The 25,968-nt window shown below is 53.1% G+C and carries 21 protein-coding genes; 12 read left to right on the top strand and 9 right to left on the bottom strand.

Features of this window, described 5'->3' with window-relative positions; genetic code table 11:
- Positions 1–66: 66 nt before the first annotated feature.
- From ABD931_RS14650 to ABD931_RS14640, 3 genes are all read left to right on the top strand, one after another.
- Positions 67–333 (top strand): hypothetical protein, encoded by a 267-nt coding sequence (locus tag ABD931_RS14650; RefSeq protein ID WP_345268347.1) that lies wholly within the window; start codon positions 67–69, stop codon positions 331–333.
- Positions 334–408: 75 nt separating this feature from the next.
- Complete coding sequence (locus ABD931_RS14645; protein WP_345268345.1) at positions 409–1,356, top strand: hypothetical protein; 948 nt, start codon at positions 409–411, stop codon at positions 1,354–1,356.
- Positions 1,357–1,464: 108 nt separating this feature from the next.
- On the top strand, positions 1,465–3,534 hold the full coding sequence (locus tag ABD931_RS14640) for a S9 family peptidase (RefSeq protein WP_345268343.1): 2,070 nt from the start codon (positions 1,465–1,467) through the stop codon (positions 3,532–3,534).
- 91 nt (positions 3,535–3,625) lie between these two features.
- On the opposite strand, the gene ABD931_RS14635 is transcribed toward ABD931_RS14640, so the two are convergent.
- Positions 3,626–5,731 (bottom strand): S9 family peptidase, encoded by a 2,106-nt coding sequence (locus tag ABD931_RS14635; RefSeq protein ID WP_345268341.1) that lies wholly within the window; start codon positions 5,729–5,731, stop codon positions 3,626–3,628.
- Positions 5,732–5,922: 191 nt separating this feature from the next.
- On the opposite strand from ABD931_RS14635, the gene ABD931_RS14630 reads away from it, so the two are divergent.
- The 4 genes from ABD931_RS14630 (at position 5,923) to ABD931_RS14615 (ending at position 10,443) form a co-directional block, all read left to right on the top strand.
- Positions 5,923–7,410, top strand: a complete 1,488-nt coding sequence (locus ABD931_RS14630; RefSeq protein ID WP_345268339.1) for a M20/M25/M40 family metallo-hydrolase — start codon at positions 5,923–5,925, stop codon at positions 7,408–7,410.
- A gap of 14 nt (positions 7,411–7,424) precedes the next feature.
- Complete coding sequence (locus ABD931_RS14625) at positions 7,425–7,643, top strand: DUF433 domain-containing protein (RefSeq protein ID WP_345268337.1); 219 nt, start codon at positions 7,425–7,427, stop codon at positions 7,641–7,643.
- A gap of 114 nt (positions 7,644–7,757) precedes the next feature.
- A complete protein-coding gene (locus ABD931_RS14620) occupies positions 7,758–9,299 on the top strand; it encodes a YifB family Mg chelatase-like AAA ATPase (RefSeq protein ID WP_345268335.1) in 1,542 nt (513 codons plus the stop codon).
- A gap of 100 nt (positions 9,300–9,399) precedes the next feature.
- Positions 9,400–10,443: a methyltransferase gene (locus ABD931_RS14615; protein ID WP_345268333.1), complete on the top strand. Its 1,044-nt coding sequence runs from the start codon at positions 9,400–9,402 to the stop codon at positions 10,441–10,443.
- Between the two features lie 32 nt (positions 10,444–10,475).
- Here the strand turns inward: ABD931_RS14615 and lpcA are convergent, their stop codons facing one another.
- Both lpcA and ABD931_RS14605 read right to left on the bottom strand, forming a co-directional pair.
- Positions 10,476–11,054 (bottom strand): D-sedoheptulose 7-phosphate isomerase, encoded by a 579-nt coding sequence (gene lpcA / locus ABD931_RS14610; RefSeq protein ID WP_345268331.1) that lies wholly within the window; start codon positions 11,052–11,054, stop codon positions 10,476–10,478.
- Between the two features lie 90 nt (positions 11,055–11,144).
- Positions 11,145–12,851: a hypothetical protein gene (locus ABD931_RS14605; RefSeq protein WP_345268329.1), complete on the bottom strand. Its 1,707-nt coding sequence runs from the start codon at positions 12,849–12,851 to the stop codon at positions 11,145–11,147.
- Between the two features lie 135 nt (positions 12,852–12,986).
- Between ABD931_RS14605 and upp the strand changes: the two genes are divergently transcribed.
- Positions 12,987–13,631 carry a uracil phosphoribosyltransferase gene (gene upp / locus ABD931_RS14600; protein ID WP_345268327.1) on the top strand — a complete coding sequence of 215 codons (645 nt, stop codon included), beginning with the start codon at positions 12,987–12,989 and terminating at the stop codon, positions 13,629–13,631.
- A gap of 74 nt (positions 13,632–13,705) precedes the next feature.
- Here the strand turns inward: upp and ABD931_RS14595 are convergent, their stop codons facing one another.
- Positions 13,706–16,738, bottom strand: coding sequence for a carboxypeptidase-like regulatory domain-containing protein (locus tag ABD931_RS14595; protein WP_345268325.1), 3,033 nt, complete (start codon positions 16,736–16,738; stop codon positions 13,706–13,708).
- A gap of 213 nt (positions 16,739–16,951) precedes the next feature.
- Between ABD931_RS14595 and ABD931_RS14590 the strand changes: the two genes are divergently transcribed.
- Positions 16,952–18,022 (top strand): mannose-1-phosphate guanylyltransferase, encoded by a 1,071-nt coding sequence (locus ABD931_RS14590; protein ID WP_345268323.1) that lies wholly within the window; start codon positions 16,952–16,954, stop codon positions 18,020–18,022.
- Between the two features lie 64 nt (positions 18,023–18,086).
- On the opposite strand, the gene thiL is transcribed toward ABD931_RS14590, so the two are convergent.
- Both thiL and ABD931_RS14580 read right to left on the bottom strand, forming a co-directional pair.
- A complete protein-coding gene (thiL, locus tag ABD931_RS14585; RefSeq protein WP_345268321.1) occupies positions 18,087–19,109 on the bottom strand; it encodes a thiamine-phosphate kinase in 1,023 nt (340 codons plus the stop codon).
- A gap of 115 nt (positions 19,110–19,224) precedes the next feature.
- On the bottom strand, positions 19,225–19,674 hold the full coding sequence (locus ABD931_RS14580; protein WP_345268320.1) for a hypothetical protein: 450 nt from the start codon (positions 19,672–19,674) through the stop codon (positions 19,225–19,227).
- 102 nt (positions 19,675–19,776) lie between these two features.
- Between ABD931_RS14580 and ABD931_RS14575 the strand changes: the two genes are divergently transcribed.
- The 3 genes from ABD931_RS14575 to ABD931_RS14565 all read left to right on the top strand — a co-directional run bounded on the left by ABD931_RS14575 (position 19,777) and on the right by ABD931_RS14565 (position 22,071).
- Positions 19,777–20,037, top strand: a complete 261-nt coding sequence (locus ABD931_RS14575; protein ID WP_345268318.1) for a cytochrome b5 domain-containing protein — start codon at positions 19,777–19,779, stop codon at positions 20,035–20,037.
- On the top strand, positions 20,034–20,882 hold the full coding sequence (locus ABD931_RS14570) for an N-acetylglucosamine kinase (RefSeq protein WP_345268316.1): 849 nt from the start codon (positions 20,034–20,036) through the stop codon (positions 20,880–20,882). The genes ABD931_RS14575 and ABD931_RS14570 overlap by 4 nt, the downstream gene beginning before the upstream one ends.
- Before the next feature lie 121 nt (positions 20,883–21,003).
- On the top strand, positions 21,004–22,071 hold the full coding sequence (locus ABD931_RS14565) for a 2Fe-2S iron-sulfur cluster-binding protein (RefSeq protein ID WP_345268314.1): 1,068 nt from the start codon (positions 21,004–21,006) through the stop codon (positions 22,069–22,071).
- Between the two features lie 37 nt (positions 22,072–22,108).
- On the opposite strand, the gene ABD931_RS14560 is transcribed toward ABD931_RS14565, so the two are convergent.
- The 3 genes from ABD931_RS14560 to ABD931_RS14550 all read right to left on the bottom strand — a co-directional run bounded on the left by ABD931_RS14560 (position 22,109) and on the right by ABD931_RS14550 (position 25,584).
- Positions 22,109–24,280: a M56 family metallopeptidase gene (locus tag ABD931_RS14560; RefSeq protein ID WP_345268312.1), complete on the bottom strand. Its 2,172-nt coding sequence runs from the start codon at positions 24,278–24,280 to the stop codon at positions 22,109–22,111.
- Positions 24,277–24,645, bottom strand: coding sequence for a BlaI/MecI/CopY family transcriptional regulator (locus ABD931_RS14555; protein WP_345268310.1), 369 nt, complete (start codon positions 24,643–24,645; stop codon positions 24,277–24,279). The genes ABD931_RS14560 and ABD931_RS14555 overlap by 4 nt, the downstream gene beginning before the upstream one ends.
- A 270-nt stretch (positions 24,646–24,915) precedes the next feature.
- Positions 24,916–25,584 (bottom strand): glycoside hydrolase family 16 protein, encoded by a 669-nt coding sequence (locus tag ABD931_RS14550; protein WP_345268308.1) that lies wholly within the window; start codon positions 25,582–25,584, stop codon positions 24,916–24,918.
- Between the last annotated feature and the right edge of the window lie 384 nt (positions 25,585–25,968).

The raw sequence follows: 25,968 nt of genomic DNA, 5'->3' as shown, positions 1-25,968 counted from the left end.
CTTTTTTATGTACATTTACTGTTCGTGCAAAAGAAAGAAAATCAACCATTAATGGACTGTTAGACTATGAAAATCAGATCAGTAGTTTTAGCCATTGCGCTAATGATATCCATGGCCGCGGTAGCTTCAATAAAACAGGATGATCCAAAAGGCAAGAGTGCCGAACATCGCAAAAACGGTATGACTCGTGAGCAAAAAGCTGAATGGCGCGAAAGGCATAAAGCAGAGATGAAAGCCAAACAGGATGATAACAGCGAGCGTGTAAAGGAACTCAAAGAAAAGAACAAGGATAACCGCGGTCAGCACCGTGGTCATGACAAAAAGGGCGGTTAATCCGATATTTTGCTATCGTTTCGGGGCAAGCCATCACTGGTTTGCCCAATTTGTTTATTCCTGTTTCGGACTTTTATGAAACATGCTACGCTATTTTTCGGCTTATGGGCAGCAGCTATGCCGGGTCTGACGCTGGGGCAAATGACGGTGGCCGATACCCTGGAGCAGTCGACAGTGGTCACGCGGTTGGGTTATGCCAACCGGACTTTGTTTGCCGGGCGCGACTTTGGTATTAATCAGTACATGATAACGCCCGGAATCACGTACTACCATAAGTCAGGCATTAATGTTGACGTAACCGGCTATTATTTTAGCCAGAGTCAGCCGCTTTATGAGTTAACGGCCTTATCGGTTGGCTATATGCATAATGTCAGCGATAACCTGCTGCTATCGGTTGATTTGAGCCGGTCATTTTACACCCAGACCGATGCTGAATTCCCGGCCCTATTTCCGTACAATGCGTATCTGTCGGGTAGCTACGACTGGGGTAACTGGATGGCTGGCCTTGATTATACCTTCCTGTTCGGCAACGAAACAGCGCACCGGGTGCGGCCGCGAATATCGTATTATATGAGCTGGAAGAATGTGGGGATCTTCGATCGCATCTCCCTGAACCCTACTCTCAGCGCTACCTTTGGGGGCGATCAGATTTCTTTTGAGCAGCTTCGTCCGGTCAGTATGTTGACTGATGACAATCCTCGCCTGCAGGCCATTGCCAACAACAGTAAGCAGAAAGCCAACGGAAACGCCAACAGCGGTAAAGGCAATGGTAAGAGCAAGGGTTCCGGCCCTGTGGCGCAGCCGCCTGTCCCTCCCGCCAATAATGCTATAGCCCAGCAATCTTACTTTGGTTTAATGTGTTATACGCTGTCGGTACCCCTGCGGTTTACGTTAGGTACTGTTCGTGTGGGGACTATGTATAACCTTGTCTTTCCGGTAAAACTATACCCTACGGAGTCGATTTCTACCAATCCCGTAAGCTACTTTGGCCTGAGCCTGTCGCATACGCTGACGCTTCGGTGAGCGCACCAGGCAATAACAGGGGCTCTTTCGGGCGGCTGTTGAGGGCTTATGCCGGTATAAGTTGCCTGAGATAAACGATAAATCGACAAACGCCACGATTATAAATATATGCTACGAATCTCTACATGTCTGGTCCTTGCCGGCCTCTGCCTTTCGCTGGTTGCCAACGCACAGCAGGGGGCTATTACCAGTTTTGAGGCTTTCTTGTCTCTGCGCCAGGCCGGTAATCCGGTTATCTCGCCCGATGGGCAGCATGTAGCCTACACCGTAACGGCTGCGGATTGGCAGGAGAATACCTACGATACTGAAATCTGGCTGGCACGCGCTGGAGACGAGCCGTTTCAGCTTACCCGGACAGCCAAAGGCAGCAGTACCTCGCCCAAATGGTCGCCCGATGGTAAGTGGATTGCCTTTCTGGCTGACCGGGGCGACAAAACGCAGATTTTTATAATCCGTGCCCGGGGCGGGGAGGCCCAGCCTGTTACTAAAGAAGCAGAGAGCATCAGTGCGTTTGAATGGGCTCCCGACGGTGTAAAAATTGCTTTCCTGAAAAACGACCCGGAGCCTAAGGATCAGAAAAAGCGTAAAGAGCGACTCGGAAGCTGGGCCGCCGATGATGAAGAGTTCGACCTGTCGCATCTCTGGCTGGTGGAGGTAAAACCCGATATGAATCCGGCTCTGACCGAACTGCCCTGCTACGACTCAGCTGATTCTACCAAAGCCAAAGATTGCCTGTCTTTGCCCAAACCGACACGGTTAACAGAGGGAACGTTTACGATTACGGCATTTGACTGGTCACCTGACGGCACGAAGATAGCGTATAGCTTCCAGCCCAACCCATTAATTAATAGCTCAAAAAATTCGGATGTTGCCGTGTTGGACGTAGCCACGAAAAAAGCGATGACTATCGTGAAAAATCCGTTGGGTGATTTCTTTGCCGCCTGGTCGCCGGACTCAAAGACGATTCTGTTCACCACCAGCGCCGATGATTCTACCTCATACTTCTACAAAAACAACCGGGTCTTCCGCTTAGCTGTTTCAGGCACAGCGCAGCCCGTCCAACTGGCGAAAGATTTTGATGAGAATATAGGGGGCTTGATCTGGACACCTGAAGGCATCTTCTTTTCGGCTTTCCAGAAAACCAACCGCTATCTGTACCGGCTCGATCCGGCTACGGGTGTAGCCGGCAAACTTACGACAAACCCGGACCTGGTAGGTGGTTATACCTTCTCTAAAGACGGGAAGCAGATTGCCTATTCGGCCTCGTCGGCTACTACCCTATCTGAAATCTTCAAATCACCAGTTGCCCGCTTCAGCCCCGTTCAGCTAACAAGTATGACGAAACAGATTGATGGCTGGAATACGGCCTTGAGTGAGGTCATTCGCTGGAAGAGTAAAGACGGTGCCGAGATAGAGGGCGTACTGCACAAGCCGAAAAACTACGATCCGTCGAAGAAGTACCCGCTGCTGGTGATGATTCACGGCGGGCCCACGGGTATTGACCTGCCTACCCCGGTACCCGGATCGGTGTATCCGGTATTGCAGTGGCTGGAGAAAGGGGCCCTGGTGCTGCGCCCGAACTACCGGGGCTCGGCGGGTTACGGCGAGAAGTTCCGGTCGCTGAACGTGCGGAACCTGGGCGTGGGTGATATGTGGGATGTCTTGGCAGGTGTCGAGTACCTGGAGAAACAGGGCATCATTGACCCGAACCGCATGGGTTGCATGGGCTGGAGCCAGGGCGGGTATATTTCGGCGTTCCTCACCACCAATACCAGTCGGTTTAAAGCCATTTCGGTTGGGGCCGGTATTTCTAACTGGATGACGTACTACGTAAACACAGACATTCATCCGTTTACCCGCCAGTACCTGAAAGCCACTCCCTGGCAGGATATGGAGATTTACCGGAAAACCAGCCCGATGACCACTATTCGGAATGCCAGGACTCCCACGCTCATTCAACATGGCGAGTTCGACCGGCGGGTTCCTATTGCGAATGCCTATGAACTGCTCCAGGGCCTTCAGGATGTTGGCGTGCCGGCTCGGCTGGTGGTGTATAAAGGATTCGGTCACGGTATTACTAAACCTAAAGAACGCCTGGCAGCCATGTGGCATAACTGGGACTGGTTCGGCAAGTACGTGTTTGGCGACATACCCCCCCGGCCGATTGCGAGTAAATAACTCTCTCATAGAACGCGGATGACGCGGATTTACGCAGCTTTATTTTTGAAATGTATTCACGTAAATTCGCCCAATCCGCGTCATCCACGTTCTATTTCTCCACCAGATTCAACATAAACGCATACTCCAGCGCAATCTCCTTCAGCGCCTGGAAACGACCGGAGGCCCCGCCATGCCCCGCTTCCATATTGGTGTGCAGCAATAACTGGTTGTTGTCGGTTTTCATGGTTCGCAGTTTGGCGACCCATTTGGCCGGCTCCCAGTACTGCACCTGCGAGTCGTGGAGGCCGGTCATGACCAGCATGTTGGGATAGGCTTTTTTCTCCACATTGTCGTACGGGGAGTAGGAGAGCATATAGTCATAGTATTGCTTCTGCTTTGGATTGCCCCATTCCTCAAACTCGCCGGTCGTCAGCGGAATATTTTCATCGAGCATCGTGGTGACCACGTCCACAAACGGCACGGAGGCAACAATGCCCCGGTACAAGTCGGGGCGCAGGTTGGCAACGGCCCCCATCAGCAGGCCACCCGCACTGCCGCCCATAGCAAACAGCTTCTCCTGAGTAGTATATTTCTGCCGAATCAGGAACTCGGAGCAGTCGATGAAGTCGGTGAAGGTGTTCTTTTTCTTCAGCATTTTACCGTCTTCGTACCACCGGCGGCCCATCTCCTGCCCCCCGCGAATATGCGCGATGGCAAAGATAAACCCCCGATCGAGCAGGCTCAGCCGGGTAGAGCTAAAGGCCGGGTCCATTGAAATACCGTACGAGCCGTAGGCGTATTGCAGCAGCGGTGCCGAACCGTCTTTGGGTGTTCCCTTGCGGTATACCAGCGAGATGGGAATCTTCACCCCGTCGCGGGCGGTGGCGTATACCCGCTCCGATACGTAATTGGCTGAGTTGAACCCTCCGAGGACTTCCTGCTGCTTCATCAGCGTCCGCTCCCGCGTATCCATATTGTAGTCGTACGTGGAGTTGGGTGTGGTCAGCGAGGAGTAGCCGAAGCGCAGCACGTTGGTGTTGAATTCCGGATTGTAGCCGATGGCGGCCACATACGCCGGTTCGCCGAAGTTCAGGTAGTGTTCGCTTTGGTCGTTCTGGTTGATAATGCGCAGGTGCATCAGGCCCTCTTTGCGCTCGCCCAGCACCAGGTGGTTCGTGAAGATGTCCATCTGCTGCAGGTACACATCGGGCCGGTGGGCAATGACTTCTTTCCAGGCGTTGCGGTCGGCAGTTTTGTCTTCGGGCACCTCCATTAGCCGGAAGTTCTCGGCGTGCCAGTTGGTGCGGATGTAGAACTTTTCACCCACATGCAGCACATCGTATTCGTGACCGTGCCGGCGAGGCAAAAAGGTGCGAAAGGAGCCGGTTGAATTATTGGCTTCCAGCATCTGGTACTCGGTAGCCACGCCGTTCTGGTCGGAGACGATATGGATAAACTTCTTCGATTTCGACCGGTAAAGACCCATGTAGAACTGGTTGTCTTTTTCTTCGTACACTAGCACATCCTGCTTTGGATCGGTGCCGAGTACATGCCGCCAAACCTGGTAGCCCAGCAGGGTCTGTGGGTCTTTCCGGATGTAAAACAAAGTTTTGTTGTCGGTAGCCCAGGCGTAATTGCCCCCTTCGGTGTCTGAGATAGCATCGGGGTATATCTCGCCGGTTTTCAGATTTTTGATGCGCAGCGTATACAGCCGCCGGCTCACGGTATCTTCGCCAAAAGCCACCAGTTCTTCGTTATCGGAGACTTCCAGACCACCCGCGTCATAGTAGGAATGGCCTTTTGCCAGCTCATTCTCGTCGAGCATAACCTCTTCAGCAGCTTCCAGCGAGCCTTTCTTCCGGCAGTACAACGGATATTCACCGCCTTCGATAAAGCGGGTGTAGTAATAGTAACTGCCTTCTTTGTACGGCACCGACTCATCCTGCTGTTTAATTCGGCCTTTCATTTCCTCAAACAGCTTCTCCCGCAGGTTTTTAACCGGTGCCAATACCTGTTCGAGGTATGCATTCTCGGCGTTGAGGTAATTGATGACCTCGGGGTTTTCACGGTCGTTCAGCCAGTAGTAATTATCGGTGCGGGTGTGGCCGTGAATCGTTAATTCTTTGGGTTTCTGTTGGGCAATGGGCGGTGTCTGGGCTTGTGTCATGCTGTAAAAAGTCAGCGTGGTGATGAGGGTAAAACTACTATTTTTCATAATTCGTTGGCTATAGTTGCGTTTTGCGGATACCGTCGGGCATCTGATCGCTCCAATACAGCCATTGGGGTAGCAAAAAAAAATCTTTGTTCGGGTAAACGCTTCCGCTTAAAAAGGAGTCTAAACAGCAACACCCAAAAATTCTATCTTTTTCGTATTTTTAAAAAAAATTGATGAGTTCCGCATCATCTATGACCAAACGAATTTACGTTGTTCTGTTCTCTGTCGGCGCTTTATCCTTAACGGCCTTTTACCCGGAAGATGTCAATGTCGCCAAGCCCTCGCTGGAGAAGACATTTGCCCGCATCAACAGGGAAGTACTCGAAAACAGCCGGGCCTACGAAACGCTGGACGATGCCTCGGCTACCATCGGTCACCGGCTGACCGGCAGCACCAACGGCAGCCGTGCCGAAGCCTACACTCACGACCTGCTGAAGACGTACGGCTTCAAAGACGTTCGCTATGAACCTTTTGAAGTAGAATCCTGGATGCGCGGCACGGTAGCGCTATCGGTGGTTCCCCGCAAGAGCGATAACTTCCGCGACGTGCCGGTGGTGACGCTGGCCCATTCACCCGTAGAGGCCCACGTGGCCGGTGATATTGTGGATGTGGGTAACGGCCTGGAGGGCGATTTTGCCGCCGTAAAAGACAAACTGAAGGGGAAAATAGCCCTGGTTAACATCGGCCTGGCAGCTCCCACCAAAGGGGCCCGTAACCTGCACCGCTCTGAGAAAACGGCTTTGGCGATTCAGTACGGGGCCATCGGCGTTATTATGGTTAACCTGGTGCCGGGCGATGTCCTGCTGACGGGAACGGCGTCGGTAACTGGCAAGCTTATTCCGATTCCGTCGGTCTGTATCTCACTGGAGAGCGGTCAGGAAGTGCGGAAGTGGATGAGCGAAGAAAAAAACCTCAACGCGGTCATCGACATGACCAATTCCAGCCGGAAAATCCGCGCCCGCAACGTTGTGGCTACCCTCAAAGGCTCTAAATACCCTGAAGAGAAAATTATTATCGGCGGTCACCTCGACACCTGGGACCTGGCTACCGGTGCTATTGACAACGGCATTGGCTCGTTCTCAGTGCTGGACATTGCCCGGACATTCAAAGCCCTGAAGCTGAAGCCCAAGCGGACCATCGAGTTTGTTATGTTCATGGGTGAGGAGCAGGGTCTGCTGGGCTCCCGCAGCATGGTAGAAGACCTGAAAAGCAAGGGACAGTTGGATAAAATACGGTACATTCTGAACCTCGACATGACCAACAATCCCACTGGTATCAATGCCTTCGGCCGGGATGCAATGGTGCCGTTTTTCCGGACGGTGGGCGAAACCATTCAGCAGGTAGAGCCGGCATTTGCCAACAACATGGCCAATCAGGCGGGCCTGCACAGCGACCATCAGCCGTTTATGATCGAAGGCATACCCGTAGTGGGCATGAACGGCAGCCTGCCGAAGGAGGTGGTGGACTGCTACCACGCCAACTGCGACAAGATGAATCTGGTGAACAAAGAGCAGCTAAAGAACACCGTTCGCTATTCCGCCATGGTCCTCTACGCCCTGGCCGATGCCGACGACATTCCGGCCCGGCGGCTGGACGATAGCAAAACCCGCGATTTTCTGGTAACACAAGGCCTACGCACCCCGTTGCAGATTGCGAATGAGTGGCGCTGGAAAGAGTAACCCTTTAGAAAAGTATGTTAACGGCTAAGCAAGTGATTACCGTTGACCCGGAGATCATGGGGGGTACGCCTGTTTTTACCGGTACCCGAGTCTCTATGCAAAGGCTGTCTGACTATTTGGAAACTAGTTTCCTGGAAGGATATCCGTCTGTAAGCCGGAAACAAGCGGAGATTATTGAATTAGCAGGTAAGCTGTTGCAGACTTTTTCCGCCCAATATGAAGGTACTGTTTGACGAAAAGCTGGATGTACGAATAGTGCCCCGGCCATTTTAAGCCGGGGTTAATTTTTGTGAACCCTTTCCGTCATATTTTTGGCCCTTCATAGGAGTGCCATATCTCAAACCAGTATGTTAGCCAAAACCTTCGGTAGCGCTGTCTACGGCGTAAATGCAACCATCATTACCATTGAAGTAACCGTAGGGCAGGGATTGCACTTTTTTATGGTAGGTCTGGCCGACAGCGCCGTTAAGGAAAGTCAGCAGCGGGTCGAAGCGTCGCTGAAATATTTTGACTACCGCATGCCCCGGCAGAAAGTAGTGGTGAACCTGGCTCCGGCCGATATTCGGAAAGAAGGCTCATCGTATGACCTGCCCATTGCGCTCTGTGTGCTCCAATCGTCGGAGCAGTTGACACCGCAGAAAAGTTTAGAGGACTACGTCATTATGGGTGAGCTTTCGCTGGATGGGCGGCTGCGGCCCATCAAAGGGGTGTTGCCCATTGCCATTGAGGCCCGAAAGCAGGGTTTCAAAGGGTTTGTGCTACCCCTCGAAAACGCGCAGGAAGCGGCCATTGTCAATAACCTCGACGTGATCGGGGTTGAGACCATCATGGATGCGGTTGAGTTTTTTGAGGGCAAGAAAGCCATCGAGCCGCTGACGACCGATACCCGCGACCTATTCTTTAATACACAGAACGCTTACGATGCCGATTTTGCGCACGTGCAGGGGCAGGAGAACATTAAACGAGCGATGGAGATTGCCGCTGCCGGTGGGCATAACGTCATTATGATTGGCCCGCCCGGTGCCGGCAAAACCATGCTGGCTAAGCGGCTCCCTTCCATTCTGCCGCCGATGACCCTGCATGAAGCGCTGGAAACTACTAAAATCCATTCCGTAGCCGGTAAGCTGGGCAGCCGGGCCACGCTCATCTCAACGCGGCCGTTCCGGTCACCGCACCATACCATCAGCGATGCGGCCCTGGTCGGCGGGGGCAGCTTTCCGCAGCCGGGTGAAATCTCGCTGTCGCATAATGGTGTATTGTTTCTGGATGAGTTACCGGAATTTAAGCGAACGGCGCTGGAAGTGATGCGGCAACCGCTCGAAGAACGGAAGGTAAGCATCTCCCGGGCCAAGTGGGCTGTTGAGTTTCCCGCCAATTTTATGCTGATCGCCAGCATGAATCCCTGCCCGTGCGGCTACTACAACCACCCCGAAAAAGAATGCGTTTGCGGACCGGGAGTGGTGCAGCGCTACCTCAACAAGATCAGCGGTCCCCTGCTCGACCGGATTGATTTGCACGTGGAGGTGACGCCCGTCTCCTTCGATCAGATGACGGCCAACCGACCCGCTGAAAAGAGCGAGCAAATCCGGGAGCGCGTCATACGGGCCAGAGATATACAGACAAAACGGTTTGAAGATGGGCAGGGTATCTACTCCAACGCCATGATGCCCTCGCAGATGGTCAAAGAAGTATGCGCCATCAGCGATGCCGGCCGGACGCTGTTGAAAACCGCGATGGAGCGCCTGGGTCTGTCGGCCCGCGCCTACGACCGCATCCTGAAAGTCTCCCGCACCATTGCCGACCTCGCCGGTAGCGACGACATCAAGATTGAACACTTAGCGGAGGCTATCCAGTACCGTAGCCTGGACCGGGAGAACTGGGCGGGGTAGTCTGCCCAATACCAACAAAATAACCGGCCGCGTTAAACTATTCGGTCCGGCAGACGTTCGTTGATTAAGCTTTTACCATATCACTGTTCATTACTGCCGGATGCAACTGAAAGTATCGCCTGATAATCCACTGGAGTGGCTTGGTCTGCTCATGAATATGGTGCCGATGCCCCTGCTGCACGCCCAGATCTTTCCCGTCATTTCTAAAGCTGTGCTGGAAGCTGCCGATGCCGGGGTTTTTGACGCCGTGATGCAGGGAGCTACTACCCTGGATGCTATTGCCGAAACCTGCAAGCTGAACCCGAAGGCAACCACCGAACTGATGGGCCTGCTGACGGCCCTCGGCTATTTTACTTACCGTAATGAACAATTTGCTCCTACCAAAATGACCCGCCGGTGGATGCGCCCGGACGATTCGGAGTCGGTCCACGGTATGATGGTATTCAACAATCGGGTGGTGTGGCCCTGGCTGGAGCGGATGGGGGCGTACCTGCGTACCGGCGAAGGCATACAATACCATGACATGCTGACGCCGGAGCAGTGGGGATATTACCAGCGGGCCATGATGGCCGCGACCGGTACCGAAGCCAAAGAGTTTGGCCGCCGGGCACCTGTGCCGAAAGGCGCTACCCATATGCTGGACATTGGCGGGGCACACGGACAGCATTCTGTGGCCCTGTGCAAGCGTAATCCCGGCCTTCAATCCATCATCCTGGATCTGCCCGGAGCCGTAGAACAATCGACACCTATACTGGCGCAGTATGGTCTGGGCGACCGGGTTCGGCACCAGGTCGGTAATGCCGTAACCGATGAATTTGGCGAACAGGCCTATGATATTATTTTGATGTCAAGCCTGGCCCACCATCTGACTGCGGAGCAGAATCAACTGGTTGCCGAAAAGGCTGCCCGTGCCCTAAGGCCCAAAGGTGTTTTTATCATCAACGAGTTCATCCGGCCCGAAATCGGCAGCCGTCCCGACCTTGTCGGCAGCAGCACCGATCTCTACTTTGGTCTGAGCAGTACCGCCGGTAACTGGACCATCGACGAAATCAGCACCTGGCAGGAACGGGCTGGTCTGGAGCCCTACAAAGTCGTCAACTACATGAGTATTCCCGGTCGAGCCATGGTAGTGGCGCGAAAATAACCAGCCAGCCAATCTATCTGTTAACTGATCAACTAACCCCCAATCACCTGTTTCTCAATCAGCAGAATAAACAGGTGAATCACTTTAATGTGAATTTCCTGAATGCGGTCGGCGTAGCCGAAGTGAGGGACCCGAATTTCTACATCGGCGGTGCCGGCCAGTTTACCGCCGTCTTTGCCGGTTAGCAGCACCACCTTCATACCTTTCTGGCGGGCAGCCTCTACGGCCCGGATAATGTTGCCGGAGTTGCCGCTGGTACTGATGCCTAACAGCACATCTCCCTCATTGCCGAGCCCTTCAATAAATCGGGAAAAAACATATTCGTAGCCGTAGTCATTGCTGACGCAGGACAGGTGACTCACATCGGAGATGGCAATGGCAGCCAGGGACCGGCGGTTTTCGCGGTAGCGGCCCGAAAGTTCTTCGGCAAAGTGCATAGCATCGCAGTGTGAGCCGCCATTGCCGCAGGAGATAATCTTATGGCCGTTCTGAAGGGCATCAGCCATTAGCCGGGCAGCCGCTTCAATAGCTGCCAGATTTTCGGAGTTCGTAATGAACGCGTCTAAAACGGACTGAGCTTCGGTCAGCTCCTGAAGAATGATGGATTGCATGTGGTAGTTTGAAGTCTGTAGTTTGAAATCTGTAGTTTGAAGTTGGCTAACGCACTTTTTTCAACTTCAGACTTCAAACCTCAAACTAAGTTAAAAAGTCCAGTTCCGGTAAGGCAGGTTCCAGCGCAGGGCGACGCTACCGAGTTGGGTAGTATAGGCCAGCGGGGTAAACTGGCTGTCCTGAAAACGATACAGGTAACGGCCCTCCAGAAAAACATTGTGCTTGAACATATATGATAGCCGTAAATCGGCATAGGTAACGGCCGTTTGCCGGCCCTGTCCAATAAAGTTTCCGTAGTCGCGAACCCGCGTGTCGTAATCTTTCAGAATATTACCGCCGTAGTTTCGGTAAGGCTGGTCGGCCCCGTACAGGATTACCCCAAACGTGCCTACGCCGTTGAACTGCTTGTACTGGTAGCGGGCAATGCCCAGCCCTTCAATAAAATTAGCACCCAACGGGTGAGCCAACGGCTGACTATAGTGCGCGTAATTGGTCTGGCCGGTTTTGTGGGAGTACGTATACGGCCGGGCCAGGTTAAGTTCCCCCTGCAGATCCAGGTTCGGAACGCCCAGCGCATCAATGTATTTCAGGCCGGCCTGAACCGCAAACTTATTGGTCCAGGAACCCTGACGGGCACGCAACTCGCTAATCAGGAACTCATCAATCAGGATCTGGCTATAAAAGAGAAAGTGCCGCCGGAAATTGGCTTTAAAATCAAGACCAATAATGGCGTTGTCGGAACTCCCCCGGAATGATTCGACATATCGGTAAAAGATGATTGGGTTCAGGTAATTAATATCGAACCGATCCCGGCCGAACACCTCTGCTTCGAACAACCCGACATTAATGTGATTGCCCAGGTTCATGCTCAAGTGGTGAATCGCCGTAAATTTCTGGGTAATCGGCTCATTTTGCCGGATAGGCGCGGTGGTATTCTGTAGTTCGGAGATCAGATTGGTATACTGGAAGCGACCGAAGGTGGTGGTCAGCTTCAAAAACAGGTAAGGCGCACTATTGTCGGAGAGCAGCAGCGACCGATACCCGTTGCCGATAAAGTTACGGTCGTGGCCGAATTGAAAATTGATTATCTTAAGAATATTGAAGGTGATGTAGCCACGGGCGGCCAGAAAGTCGACTCCCGTCTGACGGTAAATCTTGGAAAAGCCTTCACCCGGTGCAAAGCCCATATCGGGTACCCCGTAGAGTTGACCGTATTCGCGGATGTAGCGGGGAAAGACCGCCTGATTGTCTGAGAAGAACGAATAAAAGCCCAGCCGTTTGGCAATACTGCCCCGTACCTCAACGCCCCTGGTGTTCACAAAAAGCCGATTGCTGCTATTGCTCTCCGTGCCGGTGCTGTAATAAAAAACGGGATTTACGTGAAGATCAAAATCGGGGGTCTGTACGCTGTAAAAATCAGCTTTTTTCCGGTAAAAGGTTTTAAGGAAAGGACGCCGGCTGTCGCCCGGCGAAAGTTGGGTAGGCCGGGAGCGGCTCGCCGAATCTTTAGCGACAACCCATTCCCAGCTATCGTCGCGCAGGTAACCCAGGTTAAAGTAATCGGTTCGGGATAGGGGGTACCGTAAATTAGCTTCTACGCTGTCGGCGAGCCGGATAATACTCTGCCGGTTATATGGTTTTATGGAACTATGGAACCCTTCGGCCCAGCGCCCCTGCCGAATCTCCATACGGTCGACCAGGTGATAGTAATCGGGGGTCAGCGGGACAAACGGACTCTGTGCCTGAGCGGCAACGGATAGCAAAAGAAAAAGAGTAACGTAAACGTTGTACTTCATACAAATATCGGCGGGCTGATCAAAAGAGCCGGGTCAGCCAAATGAATTCGAGTACAAAATAGGCAAACCGTTTGGATAAACGGTAAAGTACCGGCTAAATTGGGCCGAATCAACCGGGATAACCCCTCCCCAAGCATGTTTGTATTTGCCAACCAACCGTCACTGGCCAACCAGTTTATTGCCGAGCTTCGCGATGTATCTGTGCAGAAAGACCGGCTGCGTTTTCGGCGCAATCTGGAGCGACTAGGGGAGCTGATTGCCTACGAAATTTCGAAAACACTACCGTATCATAACGTAAAGATACAGACGTCACTCGGTGTTGCCGAGACGCAGTTGCCCCTGCGGCAGCCGGTTCTGGCTACTATTCTCCGGGCGGGCCTGCCCTTTCATCAAGGCTTTCTGAATTACTTCGACCAGGCCGATAACGCCTTTGCGGGTGCTTTTCGGGGGTATGTGGTCGGTGAAGAGAATTTTGAGATTGCCATGGATTATATTTCCTGCACAGATCTGAGCGGCAAAACCCTCGTACTCACAGATCCAATGCTGGCTACGGGTCGCTCGCTGGAGAAAGTGTACCATGCGCTGCTGCGCTACGGCATTCCGGCGCAAACCCACGTGGCGGCTATCATTGCCAGTCCCGAAGGCGTTGAATTTCTCCAGAGTCGGATGCCGGAATGTCACCTGTGGATCGGCGCAATTGATGATCACCTGAATGAACACTACTATATTGTACCCGGCCTGGGCGATGCCGGCGATCTGGCCTTTGGCGAAAAGGTTTAAGCTGCGTCAGGCCTGCCAAAAAGAACCCCGCACCAGAGAGTGGCGCGGGGTTCTTTTTTAGCGGTGACCGGGCGCTAGTTCAGTAACTCGTCGAACGTCAGCGAGACATAATACATAGAGCCGACCTGGGCACTGCCGAACGCCTGAATGTAAGGCTTGCCAAAAAGGTTGGTGCCACCTACCTTCAAAATAGACTTCATACTCGACAACTTGTAGCTCACCTGAGCGTCGAAGTTACTGACGGCCGGAACTATTGTGTTGGTAAACAGCGGCACGGTCGTTGTCGTAGGCTGGACAAAGCCGGCCTCCCAAACATAGCTATCCTGATGACGGAACGTCAGGTTAAAACCAAACTGGTCACCGGCGCCAATGCGCTTGCCGAACATCAGGTTATAGCGGTTTTTAGGTGTGTTGAAACTCGCATATTGCTGCTCAGGAGTAGGCGTAAAACCAATCAGGTTATTCTGTGCAAAGTTACCGCCCACGTAGAAACCCCGGTCGAGTGAATAGTTGGCGCTGATGGCAAAACCATTCACCTTAATTATCTCGGCGGTGTTAGCCGGACGTGAATAGGCCTTGAAGTTACCAGACCCGATACCCGATTCGATCGGCAGACCCGGTGCTGCTGCGGCTGTTGGCACGATGATAATAGTCCCTCCAATGAAATTCTTATACGTACTGGTGTAATAATACGCATCGACAAACAGCTTCTTGGCAATTAAGCCTTTGTATCCGAACTCGATAGATTGAATGCGCTCCGGCTGCAGCGTTTGGGGTTGATACTTAGGCAGTTTGGCCAAGGCAAAGGCGGGAGCCAGTTGAGTCACCAGGCCGGGGAGCTGCTGCTGGAGTACCCCCGGCAGCGAAGCGTTTACCCCAGCCTGAACAGCGGCCTGAATAGCGGCCGGATTGTTGGGGACTTGTCCGGCTGCTACCGCTTGCTGCACCTGTGCGGTAACACCGGCTGTTACCTGGGCAGTAATAGCTGCAGTGGCATACTGCGTCGCGGCCTGAACAATGCTTGGGTCGCTGCTGATCGTCCGGGCAATCACATCCGGGGCCAGATTCTGACGCAGAACACCGCTGGTTAGGTTATACCGGTTGACAAACTCCGGTAAGCCGCCAATGAGCGTACCCGCGGGTGTTGCTAAGTCGATATACTGATTCTGGGTGGTCGGAATTCGGAATCCCGTCTGGTACGATATACGGAAGTTGTGGTCGCCGAACGTAGTTACCGCTGAAAAACGGGGGGTGTACTGACCAGCGAAGTTCTGGTTTTTATCGTAACGGATCGATGCTGTCAGTTTCAGGTGATCGCTAAAAAGGCTCTTGGAGGCCTGCAAAAAAGCACCGTATTCGTTAATGGCAATTGTGCCGCTGCGGCCTTCTTTGGTATCGGCAAAAAGCGTACCGTTGGAGCGCAGCTGGTACTGCCGGTAGTTTGCGCCACCCAGCAGGTCGATGAACTTGATTTGATTCTTAAAATTATAAATACCTTCAGCGTGGTATAGGTTGGTTCTGTCTAAGAAGGCTCCTCCGCCTTCACTAATAGGCTTATTCCGGTATCGGTCAAGCAGGGTCTGAAATTCAGCCGACCCAGGAGCCGGCATAGTCCGGTCGGCAAAAGTACGGGCTGCGATATGAGCCGCTTCTTCGGCCTGGCCACCGGTTCGTGCCTGCAGAAAGGCGCTGACGTATTCGCCAAACCAGGTTGCGTGGGGCTTAATGTCATTCAGCATAGATACAGCGGCCAGACCAGCGGTATACGACTGCCCCGAACGCTCCTGGGTAGTGTAGCCCCGCAGGGTGAAATTATCGCCCCGCAGTTCCAGCTTAGCCTGAGTAAGGTTAAAGTTTCGCAGCGAATAGCGGCCGGTTCCGGTATAAACCGTAGTCCCGTAGCCATAGTTGACCTGCGCCACAGCCTCTACCCGGTCGTTGATGCGGTAGTGCAGGGCTACATTTGTTTTAAAGCTTTTGGTGTTGTAGTCGACCAGGTCACGCTCCCGGAAACCCGTGCGGCTCACAATGGCATTGGGTACCAGCCCGACCGCCTGTTGCGGGATCAGACCCCGCGACGCCAGGGTGGAGGCTACACTATTGATGTTCGACTGAACTTCATCGCCGTAGATGTTCATACCATCGTAATCGGTTTTTACCCCTGGGCCACGGGTGCCGTTCTCTACACCTCCCAGGTTCAGGTTGGTGTAGTCGGTGGCCTGCCAGTCCTGTGCCCGGATATAGGCCAGGTTTACCTTGAACGCGAATCGGTTGTTAAAGGCCTTGGCATATCGTACTGACAGATCATAAAAAGGCGTAGTGACCCGGTCACGGTTGCTGGCGCTCATTACCCCTAGTTTTGAGGTAGCGCTGAGCCCCTGATACAGGAAAGGGCTCTTGCTGTTCATCAGAATCAGGCCGTTGATGGCATTCGGGCCGTATAGGGCTGATGCGGCCCCGGGTAGTACCTCTACGCTCTCGACATCCAGTTCAGGCATACCCACGATATTGTCGACGGGGAAGTTGAGGCCAGGAGCCTGGTTATCCATCCCGTCGATCATCTGGACCGTTCGCACATTACCGGTAGCGTTAAAGCCGCGCGTGTTTAAGGATTTAAACAGCAGGCCCTGCGTAGTCATGTCTATCCCTTTGAAGTTAGCCAAAGCATCGTAAAACGAAGGGGCCGCAGTTTCACGGATCGCACGAATGTCCATCTTCTCAACAGCCACAGGCGATCTGAGTACGCTCTCTTCCACCCGCGAAGCAGATACAACCACTTCCTGTCCCATTACTGGCTGCTCTTCCAGCCTTATGGTAATATTGTTTTGGCTGCCGGTAATAGAAAGCTCCTGCGATTTATAACCCACAGAAGTGATGAGAAGTGTAAACGGGGTGGGTACGTTGGTTGCCAGCGAAAAGTTGCCTTTTGAATCAGTAACGGTGCCGGCTACACTTCCCCGAATCGACACACTTACCCCCGTCAGGCCTTCTTTTGTGCCTGCGTCAGTTACCTGCCCCGACAACCGGGTTTGGGCTATTACCATCGTTGTCATTAATAAACCATGCGCCATCAGAATCAATAAGCGCCAGGTAGCGTTTTTCAACATAAGTTTGGTAGTTGTTAAGTAATATTCAACAAAAGATTTTGATGTGTTAAACATACATAACAAGCTATATACGTACAATTTTTTCTTAAAATTATCTCAAAATTTTAATGGTTACATAATAGATTAATCCGGAAGCTCGCTTCTTTTTATGTTTATACGGATGAGAATAAACAACTTTGTAACGATGTTGCAATTAAATCAATCAGTACATTGATGAGTCATACGTATGTAGTAATCATGGCGGGTGGAGTGGGAACCCGATTCTGGCCGTTTAGCCGTACAAACAATCCGAAGCAGTTTCATGATGTGCTGGGTACCGGGCGTACCTTGCTGCAGCAAACCGCCGACCGATTTACCGGTGTATGCCCACCCGAAAATATATATATCGTCACCAGCGCCGAATACAGGGACCTGGTGCAGGAGCAATTGCCATATCTTAGCGACGAGCAGATTTTATGCGAACCGGTTCGGCGCAATACCGCTCCCTGTATCGCCTATGCCTGTTATAAAATCAGCGTTCGGGATCCCGAGGCTAATCTAGTGGTCGCTCCGGCTGATCATATTATCCTGAAAGAAGAAGAGTTCCGAAAAACGATTCAGACAGCCCTGGCGGCTACCCAGAACCAGGATATTCTGGTTACGCTGGGTATCCAGCCCAGCCGTCCTGATACGGGGTATGGGTATATCCAGTATATTCCCGAATCGGGTGAAACGGTAAAAAAGGTAAAGACCTTTACCGAAAAGCCCCACCTCCAACTGGCGAAGCAGTTTCTGGAAACCGGCGAATTTCTCTGGAATGCCGGCATTTTTGTCTGGAATGTCAGGGCTATCCTGAACGCCTTTGCCCGGTATATGCCGGAAATGGCTGAGGTATTTGAGGAGGGAAATCCGTGTTTTTATAATGAGCAGGAGACCGCCTTTATCAGCCGGGCTTATTCGCTTTGTAAAAGTATGTCTATCGATAATGGCGTAATGGAGCGGGCTGATAACGTATATGTTGTGCTGAGCGACTTTGGCTGGTCGGACCTGGGTACCTGGAAATCTTTATACGAAGTGTCGGAGAAAGATGCCAGCCAGAACGCAGTTGACGGACGGGTTATGTTATACGACACCCGGAACTGTATCATTAAAGCACCCAAAGACCGGCTGGTGGTTATCAATGGCCTCGACGGCTATATCGTAGCCGAATACGACAATGTGCTGCTCATCTGCCGCAAAGACGAAGAGCAGCGCGTAAAAGAATTTGTGGCCGATGCGAAGGAGAAAGGAGAGGAGTTTGTGTGAATGATAAATGAGGAACGATGAATGAAATAAGTGTAAGCGCATTCATCGTTCATCATTCCTCATCCTAAAAATGCTTCCACCCCTGGGCTTTAATTGGCGTTTGCTGGCCGGCGCGGGTAGCGAGAACTACCTGGCTGGGGTCGGCGGTCATGTAGCCGATAGCGGTGATGCGGGCGTGGTTCTTCAGCTTCTCAAACGCCTGCGGCTGGATGGTAAACAACAGCTCGTAATCTTCTCCGCCGTTGAGGGCAGCCGTAACGGGGCTGATCTTGAACTCATCGGCGGTCAGGTACGTCTGGTCGTCGATGGGAATGGTATCGTCGAAGATGACGGCACCGGTTTTAGACTGGGTGCATAGGTGCAGGATTTCAGAGGCCAGCCCGTCGGAAATATCGATCATTGCCGTGGGCTTTATATCGAGATCGCGCAGCTCGTGAACAATGTCGGTGCGGGCGTCGGGGCGGAGCTGGCGCTGCACCAGGTATGCTTTTTCTTCCAGGTTGGGCTGCATACTGGGGTCAGCCAGATACACTTGTTTCTCTCTCTCCAGAAGTTGCAGGCCCAGGTAGGCAGCGCCCAGGTCACCCGTGACGCAGATGACATCGTTGGGCTGGGCGGTGCTGCGGTAAGTAATCCGGTCTTTGGGTACCCGACCCAGCACTGTGATCGAGATGGTCAGCCCGGTTCGTGACGCGGTGGTGTCACCGCCTACCAAATCTACGTTGTAAGCCTCACAGGCAGCCGCAATCCCCTGGTAGATTTCTTCAACGGCCTCAACGGTAAACCGGCTGCTGAGTCCGATGCTGACGGTAAGCTGGGCCGGCAGCCCGTTCATGGCCGCCATATCGGAGACATTGACCGCCACGGCTTTGAAGCCCAGGTGTTGCAGCGGCATATACATCAGGTCGAAGTGAATGCCTTCCAGCAGCATATCCGTAGATACCAGCAGGTACTCGTCGCCGGCGGTATCGATCACGGCGGCATCGTCGCCGATACCCCGTACGGTATCCGGGTGCCGGGGAGCGGGTACCAACTGACTGAGCTTGTGAATGAGGCCAAATTCGCCTAAAGAATCGATGGTTGTCATAGTACAAAAAAGCTCTTTTGGCAGAGCGGATATATTGACAACAAAATTGGGCATAAAAAAGCCGTTCCACCTGCGGTTGGAACGGCTTTTTTAGCAGACAGTCTGTTGAGCCGGATTATGGGTTCGACAGCGTGTATACATTCATGGTGCCACCCGTTTTCTGACTGGCAGTTGTGCGGGTGAGTTTCAACTCATTATCGGAAATGGTGTTGATAGTAAACTCAATAGTGCCATTGGTGCCGGTTGGCTGCGGATTCAGATTTTTCAGGATCAGTTTGTTTTCGCCCTGAACTTCCCATTGACCGCTAAAGCTGCTGTTGTCGAACTCCCGCAGGTTAACGGCGGTAGGGCTGCTCAGGTCCAGACGGAAGTTACTGTAGGCCGGGCGGACGTTGTTGGTGCCTCCCCGGGTGAATACCGTGGTATTGTTTTCGTCGACAGTCCGGGCGGTCCAGACCTTGGCGATCCGCTCCGAAACAGGTTGTTTGGCCGCTGGCTTACAACCGATTACCAGAACGCTCATTAGTAGTATAGCAAACAGGGTAGCGAATAAACTCTTTTTCATAAAAATAAACCAGAATACAGATGAGGCTAAAGTTACGCTAATTTTGTGTTTACTTACAAACGTGCCGTTCCCATTTTAACGGGCATTGAGTAAACGGATTATATGACGCCGGCGGAATCACCCGAACTAAAGCTGTATACCAAATCTCAGTTGGCCTTGCGTAACGGTACCGACCGGGACGAAATCTGGTGCGCTTACCAGGGCATCATCTACGACGTCACTTCTTCGCGGCTGTGGCGCAACGGAAAACATTACGAACACTGGGCCGGCCAGGACCTAACCGCCGAACTCGCCGAGGCCCCCCATGCCGACTGGGTATTCAGGCGGTTTAAAGCCATCGGTAAATTAACGGAGAACCTATGATTTTAATTGCAGACAGTGGAGCCACAAAAACCGAGTGGTTATTAACCGGCAGTGACGGCACGGCTCAAACAATATATACTGTCGGGCTGAACCCGTATTTTCTCAACACAGAGGCTATTGCGATGGTCCTGTGCGACCAGCTCCTTCCGGCTACCAACGGTGCCGATATCCAGACGGTATACTATTACGGCACCGGCTGCAACAGCCCGGCCAGTTGCGCCATTGTGGCTACGGCTATCCGGGTGGTTTGGCCGAGTGTGCAAACTGTGGAGGTGGAGAGTGATATGCTGGGTGCGGCCAGGGCAGCCTGCGGCAACGAGCCAGGAATCGTATGCATACTGGGAACGGGTTCCAACGCCTGCCGGTACGATGGTCGCCAGATTACCAGCCCCAGTCACTCGCTGGGGTTCTGGCTGGGCGACGAAGGCAGCGGAGGCTATCTGGGAAAGTCGCTGGTAGTCGATTTTTTGCACGATAAGCTGCCTCCGGATTTACAGCAGCGTTTTGTTGGGCAGTATCCGCTCAGTCGGGTAACCGTGCTGGAAAACGCCTATCAGAAACCCGCGCCCAACCGGTATTTTGCTTCGTTTACCCCGTTTCTGTCGGAAAACATGGCGCATCCATACGTGCAGAACGTAGTCAAGCAGGCGTTTCTTACCTTTCTGGATTTGTATGTGAAGCGGTTTCCGGAGTCTGTGGAATGGCCGGTGCATTTTATCGGTTCGGTGGCTTTCTATTTCCAGGACCTGCTCCGGGCGGCCGCTGCCGAGCGGCAGGTAAGGCTGGGGAGGATGCTACAAGCACCCATGGAGCATTTGGCCCGGTATCATGGGGAGAATAAGTAAGCTTTCTCGAAATAGTACAAAACCCATCCCTTCTTTTAATTGTTTATACTCCTGAACTGCCGTTGCTGGTTGCATTGCGTGCAATAGGCTGCAGCCACATCGTAACTTTTTCACTCTCTCGATGGCGAATCGTTATTACCTGAAGATTAAAGATATTACCAAAGAAACGCCGGATGCCGTGACCATTAGTTTCTGGCACCCGCTCAATGAAGCGGTACGGTACCAGCCAGGTCAGTTTCTGACCTTTATTTTGCCGATGAACGGCAGTAAAGTGCGCCGGTCTTACTCTATGTCCAGCTCCCCCCATGTCGATGCTTCGTTGTCTGTTACCGTAAAGCGGTTGCCCGGCGGATTGGTATCTAACCACATCTGCGACAAAATGCAACCCGGCGATGTGCTGGAAACGCTGGAGCCGATGGGCCATTTTGTTCCCCAGCTCGATGCGGCAAACCGGCGGCAGTTTATTCTGATTGGAGCCGGTAGTGGCATTACTCCGCTGTTCTCGATGATGAAATCCATCCTGCATGTGGAGCCCCAAAGCCGCATCTGGCTTATTTACGGGAATCGCAACCAGGAGTCGATTATTTATAAGCAACACCTGGATGCGATTACGCAGGTGCATGGCAACCGAGTGATGGTTACGCATATCCTGAGCCAGCCTACGCCCGGTTGGAGCGGTTTGCAGGGACGTATTAACCAATCGACATTGCTGAAGGTACTGGAAGAGCAGCCAAACGATTTGATTCAGGACGCAAGTTATTACATCTGCGGTCCGGAGGGTATGATGGATGAGGTACGTCATGCGCTCACGATCCTGCAGGTGCCCACCAAAAATATTCACAAAGAAAGCTTTGCCACCGCTCCGCCGGAAGCGGCCGGGGAGGTGATTGAAGACCCTAGCGCCGAAGCCGGCGGAACGCAGGAGGTTACCATTCTGTACGAAGGCAGCGAATACAAGTTTGCCGTGGAGCCGCACCAGACTATTCTGGAAGCCGCCCTGGAACTGGATATCGATTTGCCGTACTCGTGCCAGGCCGGTATGTGTACTGCCTGTATGGGACGCTGTGTTTCCGGTAAGGTAAAGCTGGACGAAGAGGACGGCCTGTCGGAGTCTGAGCTTAGTGCCGGCTACGTGCTGACCTGCGTGGCCCACCCCCTGACCAGGGATGTGGTAATCGAAATTGAATAACAAAAATCCCCGCTTGTGATGAGCGGGGATTTTTGGTTCAGTCTCTCGGCGGCCGGGGTGAAGTTGCCGGTTTGGGCGTTGGTACGGTACGGGCTTTCGGCATTGTAGCGGGCCGGGGCGAGGCTGCTCCCGGTCGGATTGTGGTGGCCGGGCCGACAGGTAAGACCGGCGCCACCGGCTGACCCGGCACCAGCACCGCACCCGGCGTAGGAGCCGTGGCTGGGCGGGGTACCCGGGCCGGACGAGCCGGTGGGGGAGGAGACATTGCCCGGATGTTGATCTCCGGAGGCTCCGGAATGTAAGGCATAGCGCGACTTAAATCATCACTCAGCCGGGATAGTTTAGTGGCGTATTCTTCCTGGACCCGCGCTAATTGTTCCATCTGCCGCTCCAGGTCTTCCAGCGGTTGGCGAACCGAGCGGAGGTCGTTCTCCACGGCTTCAATCTGTTGGTTAAGCTCCTCAATACCCTTCTCGCTCTCCTTTATTTTCTGTTCGCCCTCGCTGATTCGTTTTTCCAGTTCGGCTTCACTGGTTTTTTGCCTGGCGGCCTGGTTTTCGTGCAGTTGGCGCATATTTCGTTCAATTTGCTGCCGCCGTTGCTCGTGCAGCTTCTCGCGCTTCCAGTTCAGCGTTTCCATTTTGCGCTCAAATTCCTCTACCCGAAACTGATGCTTTTCGGCTTGTAAACTCAGCGTCCGCAGCTGGGCGTGTAACTGCCGCTCCAGTCTGGCCAGACTATCAATCTGCCGGTTGTGCAGCTCACGTAGTTTATCGTCCAGCGTATCCGGTACCGGGTTGTACGCACTAGTTTGTGGATAAGGAATAGTGGTAGCCACATCGGGCGTTAGCGTTGCCAGTGCCGTAGCCGCTAAACCAGGATCATCCTGCACCATTGCTACGGCCATTACCTCCGGATCGGCCTCCAGGGGTTGCCGGCTCATAATGACCATACGCAGAATGTCATGGTCTTCTTTGTTGGTGATGTTTTCCAGGTCCAGCGTGCCGTCTATAATCTGGTCGAGCTGCTGCTGCAACTGCGTTACCCGTTTGGCCGGCAGTTTTTGGCCCTGCCAGATAATATAGTCGACTTTGTTCTGGTCGATGATGGAAAACTCGGTGCGGGGTGATTTCTTTTGGGCAGTCTTGTTCGCTTGTTTGCCGGGTTCGTCCTGCTGCTGAATGGCGTACACGGAGGCACTGAACAGCAGCAGCGTTGCCAGCGTAAGGCCGATCAGGTGACTATTGGACACAACGGGTTTGCCCGGCACACCCAGCATCCGGCGCACCCGCTCCAGCAGTTGCTTCCGGCGCGAAGCCAGGGCCACGGCCAGGACCGGTGTCTGGCTGAACTCTTCGACCCGCGTCAGGGCCTGCGCCAGTGCATACGCATTTCCGCAGGCCTGTACGGCCAGATCGTCGCAACAGTTCTCCCGTTCCTCCCGCACCCGTGCCGATAGCCACCCGAGCGCCGGATGGAAAAAGAACAGCACCTCCACCACCGACTGCAACAGGTTTACCGCATAATCGAACCGCTTGATGTGCGCCAGTTCATGGGCCAGCACCGCTTCCAGCTCCCGCGCCGATAAGCCGGTAACCAGACCAACCGGCAACAGAATCACCGGCGTAAAGGCACCAATTACCATCGGTATCTGCACCCGCGCCGATTCGAGGAGCCGAACCGATTGGCGCAGGTTCAGGCGCTGACTGAGCCGGTTGAGGGTCTCCGTTATCCGGTCCGGCACTGGCTGGACTGCTATCGTTTTGAGCCGTTGCACGTACAGCCAACCGCCAATCAGCCGCAGCAGCAACAGGCCTACGCCCAGCAGCCAGCAGGTCACGATCTCGGGCAGATAGGTTTCCAGCAGGCGCTGAAGCTGAACCGGCCAGGGCAGGGCATCAGCCCACTGACGCCACTGAACCATAGAGAGGGTAGTGGTCTGCGTGGCTATAGCCGACCGGGAAACAGACGAAAGGGTAGGTTGAACCGGCTGGTAGTAGATACTGAACGTAACAACCGACGCCACTACCTGCATCAGCAGGGTACCGACGCCGATGCTGTACCGGAGTTGGCTGGCCTTGTGGCGCAGCAGATACATGGCAATAGCCGCCGGCAACACCAGCGCAAAGCCCTGCCACAGGGCGTGAAGGAGTGTCCAGCCCAGGGCAACCACCACCGGCTCAGACAGGAAGGTTAACATCGGTTTCATGCATCGGGGTTGATTTGATTAAGTAACTGCCGGATTTCGTCCAATTCTTCGCGGGAGGCTTTGCCCTGTCCCAGCGCCTGCATCACCAGCTTGGAGGCTGAGCCCCGAAACGCTGTTTCGACCAGCCGGTCGACCAGTGTCCGTTGCGTATCTTCTTCGGTGATGTTGGCCGAGTAGGTATGCGAGCGGTTGTCTTCGGCACGGCTCAGCAGTCCTTTCTCATGCATGATCTGCATAAGTTTCAGGGCTGTGGTGTAGCCAATTTCCCGGTTTTGCATTAGTTCGTCGTGTACCTGGCGCACGGTACAGGGGCCTTTTTGCCAAAGCACCTGTAGGATTTCCAATTCTGCGTCTGTCGGCTTCATAGTCGTCTACGAATAATTTCGTAGTAAACATATACGAAGCTTTTCGTAATAGCAAGTGATTGGAAGAGTTTTTAAGAAAAATTAAGGTGTTAACCGCAACGGCGCTAAGAAAACGCCAAGAGCGCAGAGAAAACCTTTGCGCCCTTAGCGTTTTCTTAGCGCCGTTGCGGTTAACACCTATTGCTTCTGCAACTTTAAAGCCTCCCGGTTCACCCCATCCGACACGTTCAGGATATACTGCCCCACCGGCAGGGTACTTACATCAATCGTTTAATTTGCGGCAGGATTGATGAGAAGCATAGCGCGTTGGGTTTTTCCCTGCATATCCGTTATGGTTAGGGTGTAGGTTTTATCTGTTTCCTGCACAGGCTGGTGCTGTAGAACAAACTGATCGGCTACCGGATTCGGCGCAACAGTAAACGCTGGCATTTGCCCCTCGGTAGCGGGTATCCGGGCACCGGCGGCACCAACCTTCCCAAACGTAACCTCATCGAACCAGAAGGTGTAGAGTACAGCGTACCATCGCAGTTCGGTCGGGGTCCATTGCAGTTCAAAATCATGGTAAGCATTGCTCAAGTTGCCGCTCGGCAGGGTGTACGATACCGATTTAAAGACATGATTACGGGTATTGTCGACCGTGTGGAATGTACCATAGGCTTTATTGGTTTCGTGGCCCAGATACTCCATTATATCAATTTCGCCACTGTGTGGCCAGCTACCATATACTTCGTCACGGGGCGCCAGCCAGAATGCCGGCCAGTAGCCTTTGCCGGCCGGCAGTTTCATCCGCGACACTATGCGCCCGTATTTATAACTCACTTTCTGCTTCGTATCGACCCAGCCGGAGGTGTATGCATAGCTGTTATACGTTTCCTTATGCGCCGTAAGTTGCAGAAAGCCGTTCGCCACCGATACATTCTGCGGTAGATAATACTGCAATTCGCCATTACCGGAAAATCCGGGTTTGTTGCCGGGCGCAGTAACTTAGGCCGTAACGCACTACCGTCAAAGGTTTCTTCAAAAATCAGGTTTCAGCATTGCTGACCGCAGGCTGGCATGCAGACCCCAGGTATAAATACCAGACAGGTAAGTAGTAGTTGTTTCATATAGAATTTATCAAGTATCGGTTAAGGTGTATAAATGCTGAATGCCTTATGCAATGTAAGCTTAATTTGTATTTTTTCTTCTGAACGGTGACATCTTTATAAGGTTTTAACAGGCACAGCCTGGCTGTGTGGGATGGTCGTAATCTGTTCGTTCGCAGCCTTGAACAAAAGGGGTATACGAAGGATTATTATTCATAATTTGCACGCCTGAAACATT

It is taken from the genome of Nibrella viscosa, from assembly GCF_039541875.1.
In the GTDB taxonomy this organism is placed as follows: Bacteria; Bacteroidota; Bacteroidia; order Cytophagales; family Spirosomataceae; genus Nibrella; species Nibrella viscosa.
This window is presented reverse-complemented; position numbering and strand designations above follow the sequence as displayed.

Bases quoted from the DNA above. Each gene is read 5' to 3' on its own strand.
- ABD931_RS14650 (WP_345268347.1), top strand. From the start codon at position 67: ATGAAAATCAGATCAGTAGTTTTAGCCATTGCGCTAATGATATCCATG.
- ABD931_RS14645 (WP_345268345.1), top strand. From the start codon at position 409: ATGAAACATGCTACGCTATTTTTCGGCTTATGGGCAGCAGCTATGCCG.
- ABD931_RS14640 (WP_345268343.1), top strand. From the start codon at position 1,465: ATGCTACGAATCTCTACATGTCTGGTCCTTGCCGGCCTCTGCCTTTCG.
- ABD931_RS14635 (WP_345268341.1), bottom strand. From the start codon at position 5,731: ATGAAAAATAGTAGTTTTACCCTCATCACCACGCTGACTTTTTACAGC.
- ABD931_RS14630 (WP_345268339.1), top strand. From the start codon at position 5,923: ATGACCAAACGAATTTACGTTGTTCTGTTCTCTGTCGGCGCTTTATCC.
- ABD931_RS14625 (WP_345268337.1), top strand. From the start codon at position 7,425: ATGTTAACGGCTAAGCAAGTGATTACCGTTGACCCGGAGATCATGGGG.
- ABD931_RS14620 (WP_345268335.1), top strand. From the start codon at position 7,758: ATGTTAGCCAAAACCTTCGGTAGCGCTGTCTACGGCGTAAATGCAACC.
- ABD931_RS14615 (WP_345268333.1), top strand. From the start codon at position 9,400: ATGCAACTGAAAGTATCGCCTGATAATCCACTGGAGTGGCTTGGTCTG.
- lpcA (WP_345268331.1), bottom strand. From the start codon at position 11,054: ATGCAATCCATCATTCTTCAGGAGCTGACCGAAGCTCAGTCCGTTTTA.
- ABD931_RS14605 (WP_345268329.1), bottom strand. From the start codon at position 12,851: ATGAAGTACAACGTTTACGTTACTCTTTTTCTTTTGCTATCCGTTGCC.
- upp (WP_345268327.1), top strand. From the start codon at position 12,987: ATGTTTGTATTTGCCAACCAACCGTCACTGGCCAACCAGTTTATTGCC.
- ABD931_RS14595 (WP_345268325.1), bottom strand. From the start codon at position 16,738: ATGTTGAAAAACGCTACCTGGCGCTTATTGATTCTGATGGCGCATGGT.
- ABD931_RS14590 (WP_345268323.1), top strand. From the start codon at position 16,952: ATGAGTCATACGTATGTAGTAATCATGGCGGGTGGAGTGGGAACCCGA.
- thiL (WP_345268321.1), bottom strand. From the start codon at position 19,109: ATGACAACCATCGATTCTTTAGGCGAATTTGGCCTCATTCACAAGCTC.
- ABD931_RS14580 (WP_345268320.1), bottom strand. From the start codon at position 19,674: ATGAAAAAGAGTTTATTCGCTACCCTGTTTGCTATACTACTAATGAGC.
- ABD931_RS14575 (WP_345268318.1), top strand. From the start codon at position 19,777: ATGACGCCGGCGGAATCACCCGAACTAAAGCTGTATACCAAATCTCAG.
- ABD931_RS14570 (WP_345268316.1), top strand. From the start codon at position 20,034: ATGATTTTAATTGCAGACAGTGGAGCCACAAAAACCGAGTGGTTATTA.
- ABD931_RS14565 (WP_345268314.1), top strand. From the start codon at position 21,004: ATGGCGAATCGTTATTACCTGAAGATTAAAGATATTACCAAAGAAACG.
- ABD931_RS14560 (WP_345268312.1), bottom strand. From the start codon at position 24,280: ATGAAACCGATGTTAACCTTCCTGTCTGAGCCGGTGGTGGTTGCCCTG.
- ABD931_RS14555 (WP_345268310.1), bottom strand. From the start codon at position 24,645: ATGAAGCCGACAGACGCAGAATTGGAAATCCTACAGGTGCTTTGGCAA.